Annotated in this window: 16 protein-coding genes; 7 read left to right on the top strand and 9 right to left on the bottom strand. The window is 57.8% G+C overall.

Features of this window, described 5'->3' with window-relative positions; genetic code table 11:
• Positions 1-9 precede the first annotated feature (9 nt).
• From pstB to VOI23_RS05040, 8 genes are all read right to left on the bottom strand, one after another.
• The gene (gene pstB, locus VOI23_RS05075; protein WP_323782485.1) at positions 10-807 is read right to left on the bottom strand and encodes a phosphate ABC transporter ATP-binding protein PstB; all 798 of its coding nucleotides are present in this window, start codon (positions 805-807) and stop codon (positions 10-12) included.
• 24 nt (positions 808-831) lie between these two features.
• Positions 832-2,187 carry a phosphate ABC transporter permease PstA gene (gene pstA / locus VOI23_RS05070; RefSeq protein WP_323782483.1) on the bottom strand — a complete coding sequence of 452 codons (1,356 nt, stop codon included), beginning with the start codon at positions 2,185-2,187 and terminating at the stop codon, positions 832-834.
• Complete coding sequence (pstC, locus tag VOI23_RS05065) at positions 2,184-3,644, bottom strand: phosphate ABC transporter permease subunit PstC (RefSeq protein WP_323782482.1); 1,461 nt, start codon at positions 3,642-3,644, stop codon at positions 2,184-2,186. Before pstC ends, pstA begins: the two co-directional genes overlap by 4 nt.
• 77 nt (positions 3,645-3,721) lie before the next feature.
• Positions 3,722-4,762, bottom strand: coding sequence for a substrate-binding domain-containing protein (locus VOI23_RS05060; protein WP_323782479.1), 1,041 nt, complete (start codon positions 4,760-4,762; stop codon positions 3,722-3,724).
• Positions 4,763-5,010: 248 nt separating this feature from the next.
• Positions 5,011-6,054, bottom strand: a complete 1,044-nt coding sequence (locus tag VOI23_RS05055; RefSeq protein ID WP_323782477.1) for an ATP-binding protein — start codon at positions 6,052-6,054, stop codon at positions 5,011-5,013.
• 7 nt (positions 6,055-6,061) lie between these two features.
• Complete coding sequence (locus VOI23_RS05050) at positions 6,062-6,592, bottom strand: gamma carbonic anhydrase family protein (RefSeq protein WP_323782474.1); 531 nt, start codon at positions 6,590-6,592, stop codon at positions 6,062-6,064.
• Positions 6,589-7,230, bottom strand: coding sequence for a guanylate kinase (gene gmk / locus VOI23_RS05045; RefSeq protein ID WP_323782471.1), 642 nt, complete (start codon positions 7,228-7,230; stop codon positions 6,589-6,591). The genes VOI23_RS05050 and gmk overlap by 4 nt, the downstream gene beginning before the upstream one ends.
• Positions 7,231-7,240: 10 nt before the next feature.
• Positions 7,241-8,119, bottom strand: coding sequence for a YicC/YloC family endoribonuclease (locus VOI23_RS05040; protein ID WP_323783688.1), 879 nt, complete (start codon positions 8,117-8,119; stop codon positions 7,241-7,243).
• 258 nt (positions 8,120-8,377) lie between these two features.
• On the opposite strand from VOI23_RS05040, the gene VOI23_RS05035 reads away from it, so the two are divergent.
• Positions 8,378-9,010: a PAS domain-containing protein gene (locus tag VOI23_RS05035; RefSeq protein WP_323782468.1), complete on the top strand. Its 633-nt coding sequence runs from the start codon at positions 8,378-8,380 to the stop codon at positions 9,008-9,010.
• Between the two features lie 131 nt (positions 9,011-9,141).
• Here the strand turns inward: VOI23_RS05035 and VOI23_RS05030 are convergent, their stop codons facing one another.
• Positions 9,142-10,509 (bottom strand): class II 3-deoxy-7-phosphoheptulonate synthase, encoded by a 1,368-nt coding sequence (locus VOI23_RS05030; RefSeq protein WP_323782465.1) that lies wholly within the window; start codon positions 10,507-10,509, stop codon positions 9,142-9,144.
• A gap of 171 nt (positions 10,510-10,680) precedes the next feature.
• Between VOI23_RS05030 and VOI23_RS05025 the strand changes: the two genes are divergently transcribed.
• The 6 genes from VOI23_RS05025 to VOI23_RS05000 all read left to right on the top strand — a co-directional run bounded on the left by VOI23_RS05025 (position 10,681) and on the right by VOI23_RS05000 (position 17,242).
• A complete protein-coding gene (locus tag VOI23_RS05025; RefSeq protein ID WP_323782462.1) occupies positions 10,681-11,700 on the top strand; it encodes a GlxA family transcriptional regulator in 1,020 nt (339 codons plus the stop codon).
• Positions 11,701-12,017: 317 nt separating this feature from the next.
• Positions 12,018-13,208 carry an ABC transporter substrate-binding protein gene (locus VOI23_RS05020; RefSeq protein WP_323782459.1) on the top strand — a complete coding sequence of 397 codons (1,191 nt, stop codon included), beginning with the start codon at positions 12,018-12,020 and terminating at the stop codon, positions 13,206-13,208.
• Positions 13,209-13,324: 116 nt separating this feature from the next.
• Complete coding sequence (locus VOI23_RS05015; protein WP_323782454.1) at positions 13,325-14,107, top strand: ABC transporter ATP-binding protein; 783 nt, start codon at positions 13,325-13,327, stop codon at positions 14,105-14,107.
• Positions 14,104-14,928 (top strand): ABC transporter ATP-binding protein, encoded by an 825-nt coding sequence (locus tag VOI23_RS05010; RefSeq protein ID WP_323782452.1) that lies wholly within the window; start codon positions 14,104-14,106, stop codon positions 14,926-14,928. Before VOI23_RS05015 ends, VOI23_RS05010 begins: the two co-directional genes overlap by 4 nt.
• Positions 14,929-14,930: 2 nt before the next feature.
• Positions 14,931-15,941 (top strand): branched-chain amino acid ABC transporter permease, encoded by a 1,011-nt coding sequence (locus tag VOI23_RS05005; protein ID WP_323782449.1) that lies wholly within the window; start codon positions 14,931-14,933, stop codon positions 15,939-15,941.
• The gene (locus VOI23_RS05000; RefSeq protein ID WP_323782446.1) at positions 15,938-17,242 is read left to right on the top strand and encodes a branched-chain amino acid ABC transporter permease; all 1,305 of its coding nucleotides are present in this window, start codon (positions 15,938-15,940) and stop codon (positions 17,240-17,242) included. Before VOI23_RS05005 ends, VOI23_RS05000 begins: the two co-directional genes overlap by 4 nt.
• The last annotated feature ends 132 nt before the right edge of the window (positions 17,243-17,374 follow it).

Genomic DNA, 17,374 nt, shown 5'->3' with positions numbered 1-17,374 from the left:
TCTGTCTCCTCAGCCGATCCGGCCGGTGATGTAGCTTTCGGTGCGCGGGTCCACCGGGTTGGTGAAAATCTGGCTGGTTTCGCCGTATTCCACCAGATTTCCGAGGTGGAAGAATGCGGTTTTCTGACTGACGCGTGCGGCCTGTTGCATCGAATGGGTAACGATCACTACCGAATAGTCGCGGCGCAATTCGTCGATCAGTTCTTCGACCTGCGCGGTTGCAATCGGGTCGAGCGCGGAACAGGGTTCGTCCATCAGCAGGACTTCGGGTTCGGTCGCGACGGCGCGGGCGATGCACAGACGCTGCTGCTGACCGCCGGACAACCCGGTGCCGGGTTGATCCAGACGATCCTTGACCTCGTCCCAGATCGCGCCGCGGCGCAGGGATTTTTCGACGATGACGTCCAGATCGGCCTTGTTGCGCGCCAAGCCATGAATGCGCGGGCCATAGGCGATATTGTCATAGATCGATTTCGGGAAAGGGTTCGGTTTCTGAAACACCATGCCCACCTTGGCACGCAGTTGAACCGGATCGACTTTCTTGTCGTAGATGTCTTCGCCGTCCAGCAGGATGTTGCCCTCGACACGGCAGATGTCGATGGTGTCGTTCATTCGGTTCAGGCAGCGCAGAAAGGTTGACTTGCCGCAGCCCGACGGGCCGATGAAGGCGGTGACAGTTTTGTCTTCGATCTGGACCGACACGTCCTTGATCGCATGGGTGTCGCCATAGAAAACCTGAACGTCGTCGGCGGAAATCTTGATCTTAGTCTGGTTCACGATCTTCTCCAGATTCGGTGCGTCATACATAGGGTTCATCCGTTTTCTATCAGCTTACCAGCGGCGTTCGAACCGGCGGCGAAGAACAATTGCGATAGCGTTCATGATCAGCAGGAACACCATCAGGACAATGATTGCACCGGAAGCCCGTTCGACGAAGGCCGGGTCAGAGCGTTGCGTCCAGTTGTAAACCTGAACCGGCAGTGCCGCGGCGGGATCAAAGAACCCTTCTGGCGGGGCCGAGGGGAAATCGCGGACAAAGGCCACCATGCCGATCAGCAACAGAGGCGCGGTTTCCCCCAAAGCCTGCGCCAACCCAATGATGGTGCCGGTCAGAATGCCCGGCGCGGCCAAGGGTAATACGTGATGGAATACAGCCTGCATTTTCGACGCACCAATCCCCAGCGCGGCATCGCGGATCGAGGGCGGTACAGATTTCAAAGAGGCGCGGGTCGCGATGATGATCGTTGGCAATGTCATCAGTGTCAGCACCAGACCGCCCACGATGGGGGCTGATTGCGGCAGACCCGCGAAATTGATGAAAATCGCCAGCCCCAGGATCCCGAACACGATTGAAGGCACCGCCGCAAGATTGGCGATATTCACCTCAACAACATCGGTAATCCAGTTCTTTGGTGCAAATTCTTCCAGATAGATCGAGGCGGCCACACCGATTGGCAATGCCAGAACCAGCACCACGATCATCATGTAGAACGATCCCAGGATCGCCACGCCAAGTCCGGAGGCTTCGGGCCGGTTTTCAGAGGCGTCTGCCCGGGTCAGGAAACCTGTATTGAACTTGGTTTTCAGAACGCCGACCGATTTCAACTGATCAGCCAGTTGCAGCTGTTCGGGCGACACGTTTTTGTCGAGCTTCGCGGTGTCCATCGTCACCCGGCCCTTGAAATACCCATCGATACGACCGGAGGCGAGAAATTCGAATTCCACCGTTTCACCGATCATGTCCGGATTGGCCAGAACGTAGCGGCGCAGCTCTGCCGGGCCTTCTTTGGAAATCATTTTGGCGGCGTTTTTCGCTGACAACCCGTCTACGCCGACCTCGGGATTTTCGAATTTTCTCTCGATCGCGGCTGCGATCAGCGGCGCATAACCGAAGGTCGAAACTTTGGCGATCTTTTCAACATCGCGCGTACCGTCTTTATCCAGTTTTGCCGGGTCGAGATACACATCAAGCACGATAAAGGCCTGCCGGAAGGCTGAACTACCATTGTAAAGGATCGAGCTGAGCAAGGCGAACAACGCCAGAATGGCAATAGCAACGGCCATCATGCCATAGGTACGGAACCTGCGCTCTGCAGCATTACGTTTGCGCGTATTGGCATCCTGAACCAGGAGCGAACTTGCATGTGGACCACGCGGCGCGGTCTCGGACATCGAAAGATCAGTCATTCGTACTGCTCCCGGTATTTGCGCACGATATAGAGTGCGAGAACATTCAGCCCCAGTGTGACAACGAACAGCGACAAGCCAAGTGCGAAGGCGACCAACGTTTCGGGGCTTGCGAATTCGGTGTCGCCAGTCAACTGACTGACGATCTTCACTGTGATGGTTGTCATCGCCTCGAATGGATTGAGGCTTAGCTTGGCGGCGGCGCCGGCCCCCATCACCACGATCATCGTTTCGCCAATAGCGCGGCTGGCGGCAAGAAGGATGGCCCCGACAACCCCCGGCAGAGCGGCGGGCAGGATTACTTGTTTGATGGTTTCCGATCTGGTGGCGCCAAGTCCGTAAGACCCGTCGCGCATGGCCTGCGGAACCGCGTTGATCACATCATCAGATAGTGAGGACACGAAAGGGATCAGCATGATGCCCATCACGACACCGGCAGTCAGCACCGAAGAAGACGAACTGCCCATCCCCAGAGGTTGGGCGAAATAGTCGCGCAGCAGCGGGCCGACGGTGATAAGAGCGAACAGACCGTAAACAATGGTCGGAATACCGGCCAGCACTTCGATCGCGGGCTTGGCAATCGAACGTACGTGCCTGCTGGCATATTCTGAAAGATAGATTGCCGCCAGCAACCCGATCGGAACGGCAAAGATCAGTGCTACGAAAGAAACGTAGAGCGTGCCCCAAAGTAGCGGCAAGATGCCAAGGTCGGAACCGCCACGAAATTGCGGGTTCCAGGTCAGGCTGAAGAAGAAGTCCTTGGCCGGATAGAGCCGGAAAAAATGCACCGTTTCGAACAGCAGCGACGATATGATCCCGATCGTGGTCAGGATCGCTACCAGAGAGGACAGGATCAGCAATGCCTTGATCGCATGTTCCGACGTGTTGCGTGCCCGGTAGTCAGGATGAATGCGCAGCATCGAAACGACCGCACCGACAACACTGAGCCCGATGGCGATAACGCCCATTGCGATGCGCAGTTTGACGGACAGCCTGCGATATTCTCTGGCGGCGTCGAACACGTTCTGTTTGACATCCGAGGCAACGGCGACCCCCACTTGTCCCAAGAGGGTGCGCAAGTCGTCGACATCAGCTCGCATGGTGGCTATCTGGCCCTCGGTCAGTGTCCCTGCGTCGACCGCGACATCGAGCCCGTCCGAAATCCGGCGTACATCTGACATCACCAGCCCGAGAGAGCCACCCTCAGGAATATCGACCGTGTCGATAAATTTCGACACCTGACTTTCGATGTAAAGGGGCTGCAAAAGAAGCCAGAGAATGGTGAACAAAAGCGCAGGCACGGAGGCATATATTGCGACCATTAGGCCATAATAATTTGGTCGTGAATGCAGTTTTCGGATGTCACCGCCAGCCGATTTGTATGCACGCGCACGGCCAAGGAAGAAGCCGGTAAATGCAATCAGAATGACGACAAGGATGATGAGACCGGCGCTCATGGCTGCTCCATCGCGGAAAAGATTGGATAATAGAAACAGGTGGCGCCGGACCGGCGCCACCTGCAGGCATCAGATGCTTAGTTCAGAGGACCCATCGGGGTACCTGCTGCAACCATTTCTTGGGTCTTGGCCAGTTCCGGGTCCGAAACCAGACCGTAAGCTGCCAGCGGGCCATCGGGGCCAGCGATTTCATCAGACACGAAGAAATCGATGTATTCCTGCAGACCAGGGATCACACCCAGATGCGCTTTCTTCACGTAGAAGAACAGCGGGCGCGATACCGGGTATTCGCCGGTTGCGATCGATTCGGTCGACGGAACGATGCCGCCCATTGTCGCGACGCGTAGCTTGTCGGTGTTGTTTTCGTAGAACGACAGGCCGAAGACGCCGATTGCCTGAGGGTTGGCAGCCAGACGGGCCAAGGTTTCGGTGTAGTCGCCGTCGATGTCTACAGATACGCCGTCGGTGCGCAGTGCGAAGCAGGCTTTCGCGGCCTTTTTCTTGTCGCCGCCATTGGCTTCTTTGTAGATGTCATAGGCGCCGGTGGCTTTGCAGCCAGCTTCCAGGACCTTCACGTCGAAGACTTCGCGGGTACCGTGCTTGGTGCCCGGGATAAAGGCCAGGATGTCTTGGTCGGCCAGGTCGCCATTCACGTCGGCCCAGGTCTTGTTGGCATTGTCGACCAGCTTGCCGTCGACGACGACCTGAGCGGCCAGCGCGTTGAACCAATCGGTTGGCGTGAAGGCGAATTCTGCGCCATTGATGTCCGAAGCGAAGACGATACCGTCATAGCCGATGCGGACTTCCATGATTTCGTTCACACCGTTGGAGGCGCACAGGTCGATATCCGACTGCTTGATGCGCGACGACGAATCGGCGATGTCGATGGTGTTTTCGCCCACGCCTTCGCACATTTTCTTGCGACCGGCACCGGAACCGCCACCTTCAACGACGGGAGTCGGGAAGTCGAAGTTTTCGCCGAAGGCTTCGGCAACGATAGTTGCATAAGGCAGAACGGTCGACGAACCGGCGATCTGAATTTGATCGCGCGCGGAAGCGGCGGTTGCGGAAACGGCAGCGATCGCCAGAGCCGAGGCGGTCAGTTTCACGAAGGACATATGGAAACTCCTGATTTCGTTTTGGATGGGCCATCCCATGATGGCCTTACCGGCGGACCTACCGGGGTTGCGCAATGCTTTTGTGACAGTAATGTAACAACTATATGACAACCATCATATAATTGGATCAACTTTGTCACATGTGATTATGGAAGTTTTGTAAGCTGTTAACTTTAAAGGAAAAACGATAAAAATTGGTGACGATGTCCGTCTGCTATGCAGGTGCGGCATCTAGACAAGTTCAGACGTTAGTCTAGCGCTGGCAGAATCACGGTGAAACGACTGCCTTCTTCTGGCGAGCTGTCGATTTTCAATCTGCCACGATGGCGGTTGACGATATGCTTGACGATGGCCAGCCCCAAACCGGTGCCACCCATTTCGCGCGACCGGTGGCTATCGACGCGATAAAACCTTTCGGTCAGCCGTGGCAAATGTACCTGGTCGATGCCCGGTCCGGTGTCGCAAACTTCGATCCGTACCGCCGGACCACGCAGCGCGGGGTCGCGCTGTACATGGGTCAATTTGACTGTAACGGTCTGATCGTCGCCACCATATTTGATCGCATTCTCGATCAGGTTGGTGAAAACCTGCCGCAACTGGTCTTCGTCGCCCGGCACCAATACAAGGTCCGTCGGCACCTCTTTGACCAGTTTCACTCGTGCCTTATCGGCGACTGGCGCGATGCTGCGCAGTGTCGATCCTATCAGCAGTGTCAGGTCGATACTGTGGGATGGACGGATGCGCTCTTCGGATTCCACTTGGCTCAGCGACAGCAGGTCGCTGACCAGACGGTTCATCCGCCCGGCTTCTGTCATCATGATGCCCAGAAATCTTTTCTGTGCGACGGGGTCATTTTGGGCCGGACCCTGTAACGTTTCAATGAATCCCATCAAAGCGGTCAGAGGGGTGCGCAATTCATGGCTGACATTGGCGACAAAGTCGCGCCGCATCTGACCGACGGCCTCGACGTCGGTGATGTCTTCGAAACTGACCAGGACGCCCTGCACCTCGGCCAGTTCGACGTAACCGCAATACACCTGATAGGTTATCTCGTTGCGGTCGGCACTGGTCAGGTAGCGGGTGGTCTTGGGCTGATGCGATGTCGCGCAGGCCTCGATCGCGTCGAGAACCGAAGGGTGACGCAGCACGGTTACAAGGTGACGCCCCGCCAACCCCTGCCCCAGAAGTTTTTCAGCCCGCGCATTTGCACCGACGATTCTGTCCCCCTGCGTAACAATCAGTGAGGGCAATGGCAGGGCGTCGATCAGCCCCTGAATGGCGTCCTGCGTCATATCCGTATCAATCGATTGCTGTCAGTCCGGCGCGGAACCGCCGCATGTTATCCTGATAATGCCGGGCGCTCCAGCGCAGCCCCTCAATGGCGTCGTTGTCGAGCTGTCGAACCACCTTGCCCGGCGCGCCCATCACCAGCGATCCGTCGGGGATTTCCTTGCCCTCGGTGATCAATGCGTTGGCTCCGATCAGGCAGTTTTTACCGATCCTGGCCCCATTGAGGACCGTGGCCCCCATCCCGATCAGACTGTTATCGCCGATTGTGCAGCCGTGCAGCATCGCCTTGTGTCCGATGGTGCAACCCGCGCCGATGCTCAGCGGATAGCCCATGTCGCTATGCATCACGGTGTTTTCCTGCACATTGCTGCCAGCGCCGATCCGAATTTCTTCGTTATCGCCGCGCAGGGTACAGCCGAACCAGATCGAGGCCGCTTCTTCCAGCACCACGTTGCCGATCACATTGGCACCGGGCGCGACCCAGAAATCGCCGCTCTCGGGGGTGGTGGGGGCGATGCCGTCCAATGCGTAAAGGGTCATGATAGGTCCTCGAATTCGGTTTGCAGATTGCGCACATGTTCGACCAAGGCAGGCTGCTGCAACCGCCGCAGCCGGGTTGCCTGTACGATGGTTTTCAGATCTTCCGCCGTTTTGTCCAGATCGTCGTTGATCAATACGAAATCATAGCCGTCCCAATGGCTGATCTCGTCCCAGCTTTTCTGCATCCGCTTGGCGATCACCTCGTCGCTGTCCTGACCGCGCGTGACCAAACGGCGGTGCAGTTCCTTGATCGATGGTGGCAAGATGAACACTGACAGCGTATGCGGTCCCAGCACCGAATTGCGGATCTGCTGCGCTCCCTGCCAGTCGATATCAAACAGCACGTCCTGACCGCCTTCGATCGCGGTCTGTACCGGGCCCTTAGGCGATCCATAGAAATTCCCGAACACATGGGCGTGTTCCAGCATGTCGCCCTCAGTCACGTCACGCCTGAACTGATCTTCACTCAGAAAATGGTAATCCTGCCCGTCCACTTCGCCAGGCCGGGGGGCGCGGGTGGTGGCCGAGACCGAGAATCGGATCGTCGGATCCCAGTCCCGCAACTGCCGGGTCAGGGTCGATTTCCCCGCTCCCGAAGGCGAAGACAGGATAATGAGAAGGCCGCGTCGCTGGCTCATGGTTTTGCTGTCACTCCACATTCTGCACTTGTTCGCGCATTTGATCGATAACGGTTTTCAGGTCCAGACCGACTCGTGTCAGCGCGGTATTTTGCGATTTGGAACACAGCGTATTGGCTTCGCGATTGAATTCCTGCATCAGGAAGTCGAATTTCCGCCCCACCGGTTTGCGTTCCTGCAATAGCAAGCGGGCGGCAACGACATGTGCGTTCAGCCGGTCTATTTCTTCGGTCACATCCGATTTCACCGCGATCAGCGCCAGTTCCTGGGCGACACGCTGTTCATCCGCACCGTCGCTGTTCCGGGTCACCCGTTGCAGAGCATTGCGCAGTGCCTCTGCCATGTCCGTGCGGCGCTCGTCGATCGCCTTTTCGGATTGCGAGACCAGCGTTTCGATTTCACCGATCTGCCGCTCCAGAACTGCTTGCAGCGCCTCGCCTTCGCTGGCTCGCATCGCCAGAAATTGATCCAGCAATACGTCGAAATCGGTGATCAAAGTCTCGGCCAGAACCTTGGTTTCGTCTTCTACGGAGGCCTGTTCCAGCACACCGCGGGTTGCCAGCAGATCGGCTGCAGTTGTCGGTGCCAGAGACAGGCCGCGTTCCTTGGCTTTATGCTCGACCGTCGCCAACGCTGACAGGATTGAGGCCAGTACACTTTCATTCACTGCCAGATCGCCGGTGGTTTCGTGCCGCTGTACCCGCAACGATAGTGTCACGTTCCCGCGACCGAGCGCCCGGCCCAATCGTGTCCGCAGCGCGGTTTCCAGCCCGTCGATCCAGTCCGGTACGCGCAGGCGCAAATCCAGCCCCTTGGCGTTGACCGACCGCAGTTCCCAGGTCCAGCTGAATGGTGCCAACGCGCCAGTACCGGACGCAAACCCTGTCATCGATTGTAGCAAAACCACCTCCACGCTTGGTTTTCCTAGCCATTAGCCCAGATCGATCCAAGAGGCCAGCGCTGCGCGCCGTCTGGTGATGTTAACCATTTGGCGAGAATTCCTAACAAATTTTCCGAAAGTTGTGCCATGTATACCTTTGAGTAACCAACTCTTCTTAAGAGTCATTGGCACCGGACTTTGGGATCGGGTGAAGGGGGCGGTTTCTGCGGCAGGCTCCGGTGGCAGAGCGCGATGAACGGGTGAAATGTGATTGAAAAATCTTTCCTGACCGATAAACGCTTTCCGGAGCTTACCGAGCTTGACGCCTATTGGACGGCGTTAAAAGGCACACGGGATATGCCTGCGCGATCCGATGTCAATCCGCGCGGGATCGAGGGCGCGCTATCGCATACTTTCGTTCTGGAACGGATAGCGCCAGGTACGGCGCGGATCAGGCTAGCCGGGCAACGGTTGAAGGACCTGATGGGGATGGAATTGCGCGGCATGCCGCTGACCGCTCTGATTTCGCTATCAGATCGCGCGCGAATGGAGCAGCTGATCGATCAGGTCTGCACCTGTCCCGGTATCGGCCAAATTACTCTGTATGCCGAACAAGGTTTTGGCCGGCCCAGCATCGAGGCGCGGATGAAGCTCTGGCCGTTGACCGATGCGCAGGGACGGCCAAAACGTGTTCTGGGCGGGATGTCGTTTCGCGGTGCAATCGGCACCGCGCCGCGCCGGTTCATGATCGAAACCTCTAGCCTGCAACCAATTGGCGGATTGGGGACACCGGAACGGGCCGAATTTGCAGACCCCGCAGTGCCGTTCAGGGCTGCGCCACGATCAGATCATCGCCCCGCAGGTAAGGTTTCGTATTTGCGGTTGGTCAAGGCACAATAAGGGGCTCGCCCCTCTGCGTTGAGCGGTCAACGCATTCACCCCGGGCTATTGGGGTCAAGATAAGATCGAGGCTGTATTGAAGAGACAGGCTTTGTCAAAAGGTGCGCCGGTTCTTGGCGCACCTTTCTTTTTCAGATCGCGGTGGCTTGCCGGTTTTCGCGCAGCGCGGACAGTTCCTCGGCCACGAGGAACGCCAGTTCCAGCGACTGGCTTGCATTCAGGCGCGGATCGCAGGCGGTATGATAACGGGCAGACAGGTCTTCGTCGGTGACTGCGCGCACCCCTCCGGTGCATTCGGTCACGTCCTGGCCGGTCATTTCAAAATGCACGCCGCCCGGTATGGTTCCTTCGGCGCGGTGGATGGCGAAAAAGTCCTGCACCTCACGCAACACCGCCTCGAAGGGCCGGGTTTTGAAGCCGGTGGCCGACTTGATCGTGTTGCCGTGCATCGGATCGCAGGTCCACAGGACATTGGCGCCCTCTTCTTGAACCGTCTTGATCAGCCGTGGCAGGTGGTCGCCCACATTTCCGGCACCGAAACGGGCGATCAAAGTCAGACGACCGTCTTCGTTTTCCGGATTCAGCTTGGACATCAGTACTTTGAGGTCTTCGGCTGTGGTGGTGGGGCCGCATTTCAGCCCAACCGGATTCAGCACACCACGGGCGAATTCCACATGCGCGCCGTCGGGCTGACGGGTACGGTCGCCAATCCAGATCATGTGACCCGACCCGGCCAGCCACTTGCCGGACGTGGAATCAAGACGGCACAGCGCCTCTTCGTATTCCAAAAGCAGCGCTTCGTGGCTGGTGTAGAAATCCACTGTCTGAAGCGACGGTTCTTGATCGCTGTTCAGCCCCGCGGCTTTCATGAAATCCAGCGTATCGCTGATGCGGTTGGCCATATCACGGTATTTTGCCGCTTTTTCGCCTTCGGTAAATCCCAGCGTCCATTGATGAACCTGATGTACATCGGCATAGCCGCCGGTGGAAAAGGCCCGCAGCAGGTTCAGTGTTGCCGCAGCCTGAGTGTAGGCTTGCAACATTTTGGACGGATCCGGTATCCGGGATTCGGGCGTGAAGGCCAGTTCATTGATGATGTCGCCGCGATAGCTGGGCAGTTCCACATCGCCCACCGTTTCGGTCGGGGCCGACCGCGGTTTGGCGAATTGACCGGCCATGCGACCGACCTTTACCACCGGCACCTTGGCGCCATAGGTCAGCACCATCGCCATTTGCAGCATCACCTTGAACGTATCGCGGATCGCGTTGGCGCTGAATTGTTCGAAACTTTCTGCGCAATCGCCGCCCTGCAACAGAAACGCTTCGCCGCGCGAGGCGGCACCAAGGGCGGATTTCAGCTTGCGCGCCTCACCGGCAAAGACCAGCGGCGGATATTTGGCCAGCTGCGCCTCGACGGCGTTCAGCGCGGCCTGATCCGTATAGTCAGGCATCTGAACCCTAGGCTTTGAACGCCAACTGGTTTTTTGCCACTCGCTCATAGTCGGTACTCCGGTTCGTCTGTTTAGGTCGTTTTTCTATATAGAATGCGTCGGTCGCTGACCATAACCGATTCAAAAACTTCATATAAGGACAAGTCCCGGCCCTCCGGACCTTGCGCGGCGTACAAAAAGCTGCTGTGCTGACCCCAATTCTGGCAAAGGATCACAGCCATGGATACATCGCGCAAAGCCGTCGAGGTGTCGGACATCACTGGCAAGCCCCACCGTTTTGTCTTTGTTTTAATGGAAAATTTTACGCTGATGAGTTTCTCTGCAGCGTTAGAATGCCTGCGTCTTGCCAACCGAATGGCGGGTCGGCAGCTCTATGATTGGAGCTTGGTCAGTGAAGGCGGCGGCACCGTGCGGTGTTCGGCGGGCACGGAATTCATACTGGATGGAGATCTGGGCGAACTGACGCGGGACGATAGTTTGATCCTGTGTGGCGGTGAGCATGTGCAGAAGGCCACCAGCAAGAAACTACTGTCCTGGCTGCGTCGCGAGGCGCGCAAGGGAATCGCTGTCGGCGGGCTGTGCACCGCGACTTATGCATTGGCCAAGGCCGGGCTGCTGGACGGCAAGCGCGCCACGATTCATTGGGAAAACCAAGACAGTTTCACCGAGGAATTCGACGAGGTTGAACTGACCAGATCGGTTTTTGTGGTGGATGGCAACCGGATGAGCGCGGCCGGCGGGACGTCTGCGATCGATTTGATGCTGAACCGGATCGCCAGTGACTACGGGTCCGAACTGGCAAATGCGGTGGCCGACCAGATGATCTATTCCACCATCCGCACCGATCAGGATACCCAGCGGCTGTCGGTGCCGTCTCGCATCGGTGTCCGTCATCCCAAGCTGAGCCAAGTGATCCGCGACATGGAGGCCAATATCGAGGAACCGATCAGCCCCTCGGTTCTGGCTCAGCAGGTCGGTATGTCGACCCGGCAGCTGGAGCGATTGTTCCGGCGCTATCTCAATCGCAGCCCGAAACGCTACTATATGGAGCTCAGGCTGCAAAAGGCGCGTAATCTGCTAATGCAGACCGACATGAGCGTGATTAACGTCGCGCTAGCCTGTGGCTTTGCCTCGCCCTCGCATTTTTCAAAATGCTACCGCGCGCATTACAAAACCACGCCTTACCGCGAACGCGGTAGCCATGCGCAGATGGTGGACGGACAATCTGCGGACCAGTGAAAAGAGATTCGCCAACCTCGTTTCCCCTACGGCAGCCCCCGCCGGGCGCTTGGGAGCATGTACCAAAGCGATATTTTTTCCATAAGTCCGGATCGCCTCTTGTCGTTCTGTCTCATCTCAAAAGGTCGTAAATTGGGTAAAAAGTGCCGCAATACGAAGTATTTTTGATCGATTGGTAAATCAGCTCGGGCCAGTCGGGGAAATGGTCCAATTCCCCGAGCAGGTTCTGAATTGTTGCTGCGTGTCGGTACTTTTCATTTTCAAAAACCGGCGATAGGGTTCGCACCGGACCTTTGTTCCAACTTGGGAGAAGATTAATGAAAAAACTACTGATGGCGACGGCCGCAACTGCCCTGATGACCGGCGGTGCGATGGCCGATGATCACGCCGTTAAACTGGGGATTATCCTTGGCTTTACCGGACCTATTGAATCGCTGACCCCGGCTATGGCTGGCGGCGCCGAAATGGCGATGAAGGAAGTGACCGATAGCGGTAAGCTACTGGGCGGCAAGGCCGTTATGCCTGTGCGCGCTGATTCCACCTGCATCGATGCCGGTGCTGCGTCAGCCGCTGCTGAACGTTTGATCACCTCGGACGGGATCAAAGGTATCATGGGTGCGGATTGTTCCGGTGTGACCGGCGCGGTTCTGGCGAACGTCGCCGTACCGAACGGCATGGTGATGATTTCGCCGTCGGCGACTTCGCCTGCTCTGTCCAGCGTTGACGATGGCGGATTGTTCTTCCGCACCGCGCCGTCCGACGCGCGTCAAGGTCAGGTTCTGTCCGATGTGCTGATGGAAAAAGGGATCAAATCTGTCGCTTTGACCTATACCAATAACGACTATGGCAAGGGGTTGGCTGACAGCTTCAAATCGGCCTACGAAGGCATGGGCGGCACCGTGACCATCAACACAGCGCATGAAGACGGCAAGGCCGACTACACCGCTGAAGTTGGCGCTCTCGCCTCTGCCGGCGGTGATGCGCTGGTCGTGGCCGGGTATGTCGACCAGGGTGGCCCCGGTGTAATCCGCGCGTCGCTGGACGCTGGCGCGTTTGACACATTCGTTCTGCCTGACGGCATGATCGGATCGGCACTGGAAGAGAACTTCGGCTCCGAACTCGACGGGTCCATCGGCACAGTGCCCGGCACCGAAAGCGAAGGCGCGAGCATGATGCTCAAGCTGACCGAAGCTGCCGGTATCGACGGTTCCGGTCCCTATGTCGGCGAAAGCTATGACGCGGCGGCGCTGATCCTGCTGTCGATGCAGGCTGCCGGTTCCGTGGAGCCGGGCGATTACAAGTCCAAGATCATGGACGTGGCGAATGCACCGGGCGAACCGATTTACCCCGGCGAACTGTCCAAGGCTCTGGAAATCCTCGCGGGTGGCGGTGATATCGACTATGTCGGTGCGACCGCGGTTGAAATGATCGGCGGCGGCGAAGCCGCGGGTGGTTATCGCGAAATCGAATTCAAAGACGGCAAGATGACCACGGTGAAATACCGCTAAGGTCCCGCCTTAAAAAATGTGAACAGCCCGGCTCAGTTGCCGGGCTGTTCTGATATAACCGTTCTTGAAGATAATGAAAAAAGGCGCGGAAACCGTGCCAAGACGGGGGAAGCTTGATGATCGTCGTAGAAGACGTCCATAAGCATTTCGGTGGTTTTCACGCTGTAGACGGCGCGTCGATGACCATTGAACAGGGCTCCATCACCGGGCTGATCGGTCCGAATGGTGCCGGAAAAACAACTCTTTTCAATGTAATAGCCGGTGTACTTCCACCGACGTCGGGTCGGGTCACAATGGGTGGCGAAGATATCACCGGATTGCCGCCGCATGAACTGTTTCACAAAGGGTTGCTGCGCACGTTCCAGATCGCGCATGAGTTCTCTTCGATGACTTGCCGGGAAAATCTGATGATGGTGCCGGGCGGTCAATCGGGCGAAACCTTGTGGAATACATGGTTCGGGCGCAAACGTATCGCCGACGAGGAACGCGCACTGCGCGCCAAGGCCGACGAGGTTCTGGAATTCCTGACCATCGGCCATATCGCCGATCTGAAGGCAGGCGAAGTGTCTGGCGGCCAGAAGAAATTGCTGGAACTGGGCCGCACGATGATGGTCGACACCAAAATCGTGTTTCTGGACGAGGTCGGCGCGGGCGTGAACCGCACCCTGCTTTATACCATTGCCGACGCGATCAAGCAGTTGAACCAGGAACGCGGATACACTTTCGTAGTGATCGAACATGACATGGATTTCATCGAAAAGCTGTGCAATCCGGTGATCTGCATGGCCGAAGGCAAGGTATTGGCTGAGGGTACTCTGGCCGAGATCAAGGCGAACGAACAGGTGATCGAGGCCTATCTTGGCACAGGTCTGAAGAATAAGGACAAGGTGGGGGCATGACCAATAATCCCTATCAGAATGATCGCGGCAACAAAGACCGCACGATCACCAAGGACGGCGGCGGTACGATGAACACGGCCACCGGAACCGACCATGAAATGAACACCGAAAACGCCTTCCTTATCGGCGACAGCATGACCGGCGGTTATGGCAAAACCGGGCCGGACATCCTGCACGACTGCACCATCGCGGTGAACAAGGGCGAAATCGCCGTTATCGTAGGCCCCAACGGGGCGGGCAAATCAACCGCGATGAAGGCGACCTTTGGCATGTTGCACCTGCGCGAAGGCTCGGTCCGGCTCGACGGGCAGGACATCACCGACCTCAGCCCGCAGGCACGGGTGGCGCAGGGCATGGGCTTTGTGCCGCAGACCAGCAATATTTTCACCTCGATGACGGTGCAGGAAAACCTTGAAATGGGGGCCTTTATCCGTACCGACGATTTTAGCGATACGATGGCGCAGGTTTATGACCTGTTCCCGATCCTGAAGGACAAGCGCTATCAGGCGGCGGGCGAATTGTCCGGTGGTCAGCGCCAACAGGTCGCGGTCGGTCGGGCGTTGATGACCCGGCCCAAGGTTTTGCTTCTGGATGAACCCACCGCGGGCGTCAGTCCGATCGTGATGGATGAATTGTTCGACCGCATCATCGAGGTGGCGCGCACCGGCATTCCGATCCTGATGGTGGAACAAAACGCCCGACAAGCGCTTGAAATCGCGGACAAAGGCTATGTCCTCGTGCAGGGCGCAAATGCACATACCGGCACCGGCAAGGAACTCCTCGCCGATCCGGAAGTGCGTCAATCGTTTCTGGGGGGCTGATCATGGACATTCTCAACGCCATCGTGGCGCTTTCCAACTTCGTTCTGGTCCCCGCCATCGCCTATGGCAGTCAATTGGCTCTGGGCGCGCTCGGGGTGACTTTGATCTACGGCATCCTGCGGTTTTCCAACTTCGCCCATGGCGACACCATGGCGTTTGGCACCATGGTGGTTGTGCTTTTCACCTGGTGGTTCCAGTCGATGGGCATCACGCTGGGGCCGCTGCCCACTGCGCTGCTGGCCCTGCCCTTCGGCATCATCGCCTGTGCTGCGCTGGTGATCGGTACCGATAGGATCGTTTACCGGTTCTACCGCGAACAGAAGGCCAAGCCGGTGATCCTCGTGATCGTGTCGATGGGGGTGATGTTCATCATGAACGGTCTGGTGCGTTTCATCATTGGGCCCAACGATCAACGCTTTGCCGATGGTGAACGCTTCATCATTTCGGCGCGGGATTTCAAGCAGATGACCGGCCTGCACGAAGGGCTGGCGATCAAGACAACGCAGGGCATCACCGTGATCACCGCCGTTGTGGTGGTGGCGCTGCTGTTCTGGTTCCTCAACCGGACCCGCACTGGCAAATCGATGCGCGCCTATTCGGATAACGAAGATCTGGCGCTCTTGTCGGGGATCAACCCCGAACGGGTCGTGCTTTACACTTGGTTGATCGTGGCGGCGCTGGCCACCGTGGCGGGTACGCTTTACGGGCTCGACAAAACGTTCAAGCCTTTCACATATTTCCAGTTGCTGCTGCCGATCTTCGCCGCTGCGATTGTCGGCGGTCTGGGTAGCCCTCTGGGCGCGATCGCCGGGGGGTTCGTGATCGCGTTTTCCGAAGTCACCATCACTTATGCCTGGAAAAAAGTGCTGGTCTACCTATTGCCCGACAATCTCGACCCCGAGGGGTTGGTGCAGCTTCTGTCGACTGACTACAAATTCGCCGTCAGCTTCGCGATCCTCGTGATCGTGCTTTTGTTCAAGCCGACGGGCCTCTTCAAGGGGAAATCCGTATGACCGATACGACCAAGAAAATCGGGCTTTTCGCCATTGTCGGCCTGATGATCGTGCTGACAGGCGTGATGCAAAGCTGGAACACGGCGCTGCAAATCCTCAACATGGGCTTGATCAGCGCCATCATGGCTTTGGGCGTGAACCTGCAATGGGGGTTTGCCGGGCTTTTTAACGTGGGCATCATGGGCTTTGTCGCTCTGGGGGGACTGGCCACTGTGCTGGTTTCCACTGATCCGCTACCCGAGGCATGGAATGCGGGTGGCTACCGTATCCTGATGGCACTCGTGCTGGGGGCGGCGACGATCATTGCGGCAATCCTGACCTATCGCCGCATGGCAAAAGGCAAGGCACGGACGCTGGCGATGCTGGTGATTCTGGTGCTTGGCTTTTTCCTTTACCGTTGGGTGTTCGACCCGGCCGTCGAAGCGGTCGAAGCGATCAATCCGGCTGTCGCGGGAAATATTGGCGGGCTGGGCCTGCCGGTTCTGCTGGCCTGGCCGGTGGGCGGGTTGCTCGCCGCCGGTGCGGCCTGGATCATCGGCAAAACCGCGCTTGGATTGCGCTCGGATTATCTGGCCATTGCGACGCTGGGGATTGCCGAAATCGTCATTGCGATGATGAAAAACGAAGACTGGCTGGCGCGTGGCGTAAAAAACGTGATCGGCCTGCCCCGCCCGGTGCCCTATGAAATCGATCTGCAACAAAGCACTGCTTTTGTTGATCGCGCGACCAGCCTCGGACTGACCGCAACCACCGCATCGACGCTCTGGGTCAAGTTGCTTTACGCCGGGTTGTTCACCGTGGTTCTGCTGATCCTTCTATGGATGACGCAGAAGGCGTTGCATTCGCCTTGGGGCCGGATGATGCGGGCGATCCGTGACAATGAAGTTGCGTCCGAGGCGATGGGCAAGGATGTGACCCGCCGCCACTTGCAGGTTTTTATCCTCGGCTCGGCCATCTGCGGCATTGCCGGGGCGATGATGACCACGCTGGATGGGCAGCTGACGCCGGGTACCTATCAGCCGCTGCGCTTTACCTTCCTGATCTGGGTGATGGTGATCGTTGGCGGGTCGGGCAACAATCTGGGGGCCGTTCTGGGCGGCTTCCTGATCTGGCTCCTGTGGGTTCAGGTCGAACCTCTGGGACAGGCGCTGATGCAGCTGATCACCTACGGCATGGCCGATGACAGCGCGCTCAAGGCGCACCTGCTGGACAGCACCGCGCATATGCGGCTGCTGACGATGGGGCTGGTGCTGCTGCTGGTGCTCAGGTTCAGCCCCCGCGGCTTGATCCCGGAAAAATAACAGCAAGGGCCCTACCGGGCCCTTTCTTCTTTTCAAAAATGTCCGGGGGGGGGCAAGGAACGCCCGGAAATTGATCCAGTTAATCAATTTCAGTGACGAGCGCCCGCAGGCGACGGGGGCAGCGCCCCCTGC

Origin of the sequence: Thalassovita sp., from assembly GCF_034670005.1 — a bacterium.
Classification (GTDB): domain Bacteria; phylum Pseudomonadota; class Alphaproteobacteria; order Rhodobacterales; family Rhodobacteraceae; genus Thalassobius.
Note: the sequence above shows the minus strand (reverse complement) of the source record. Positions and strands in the feature narration are given on the sequence as shown.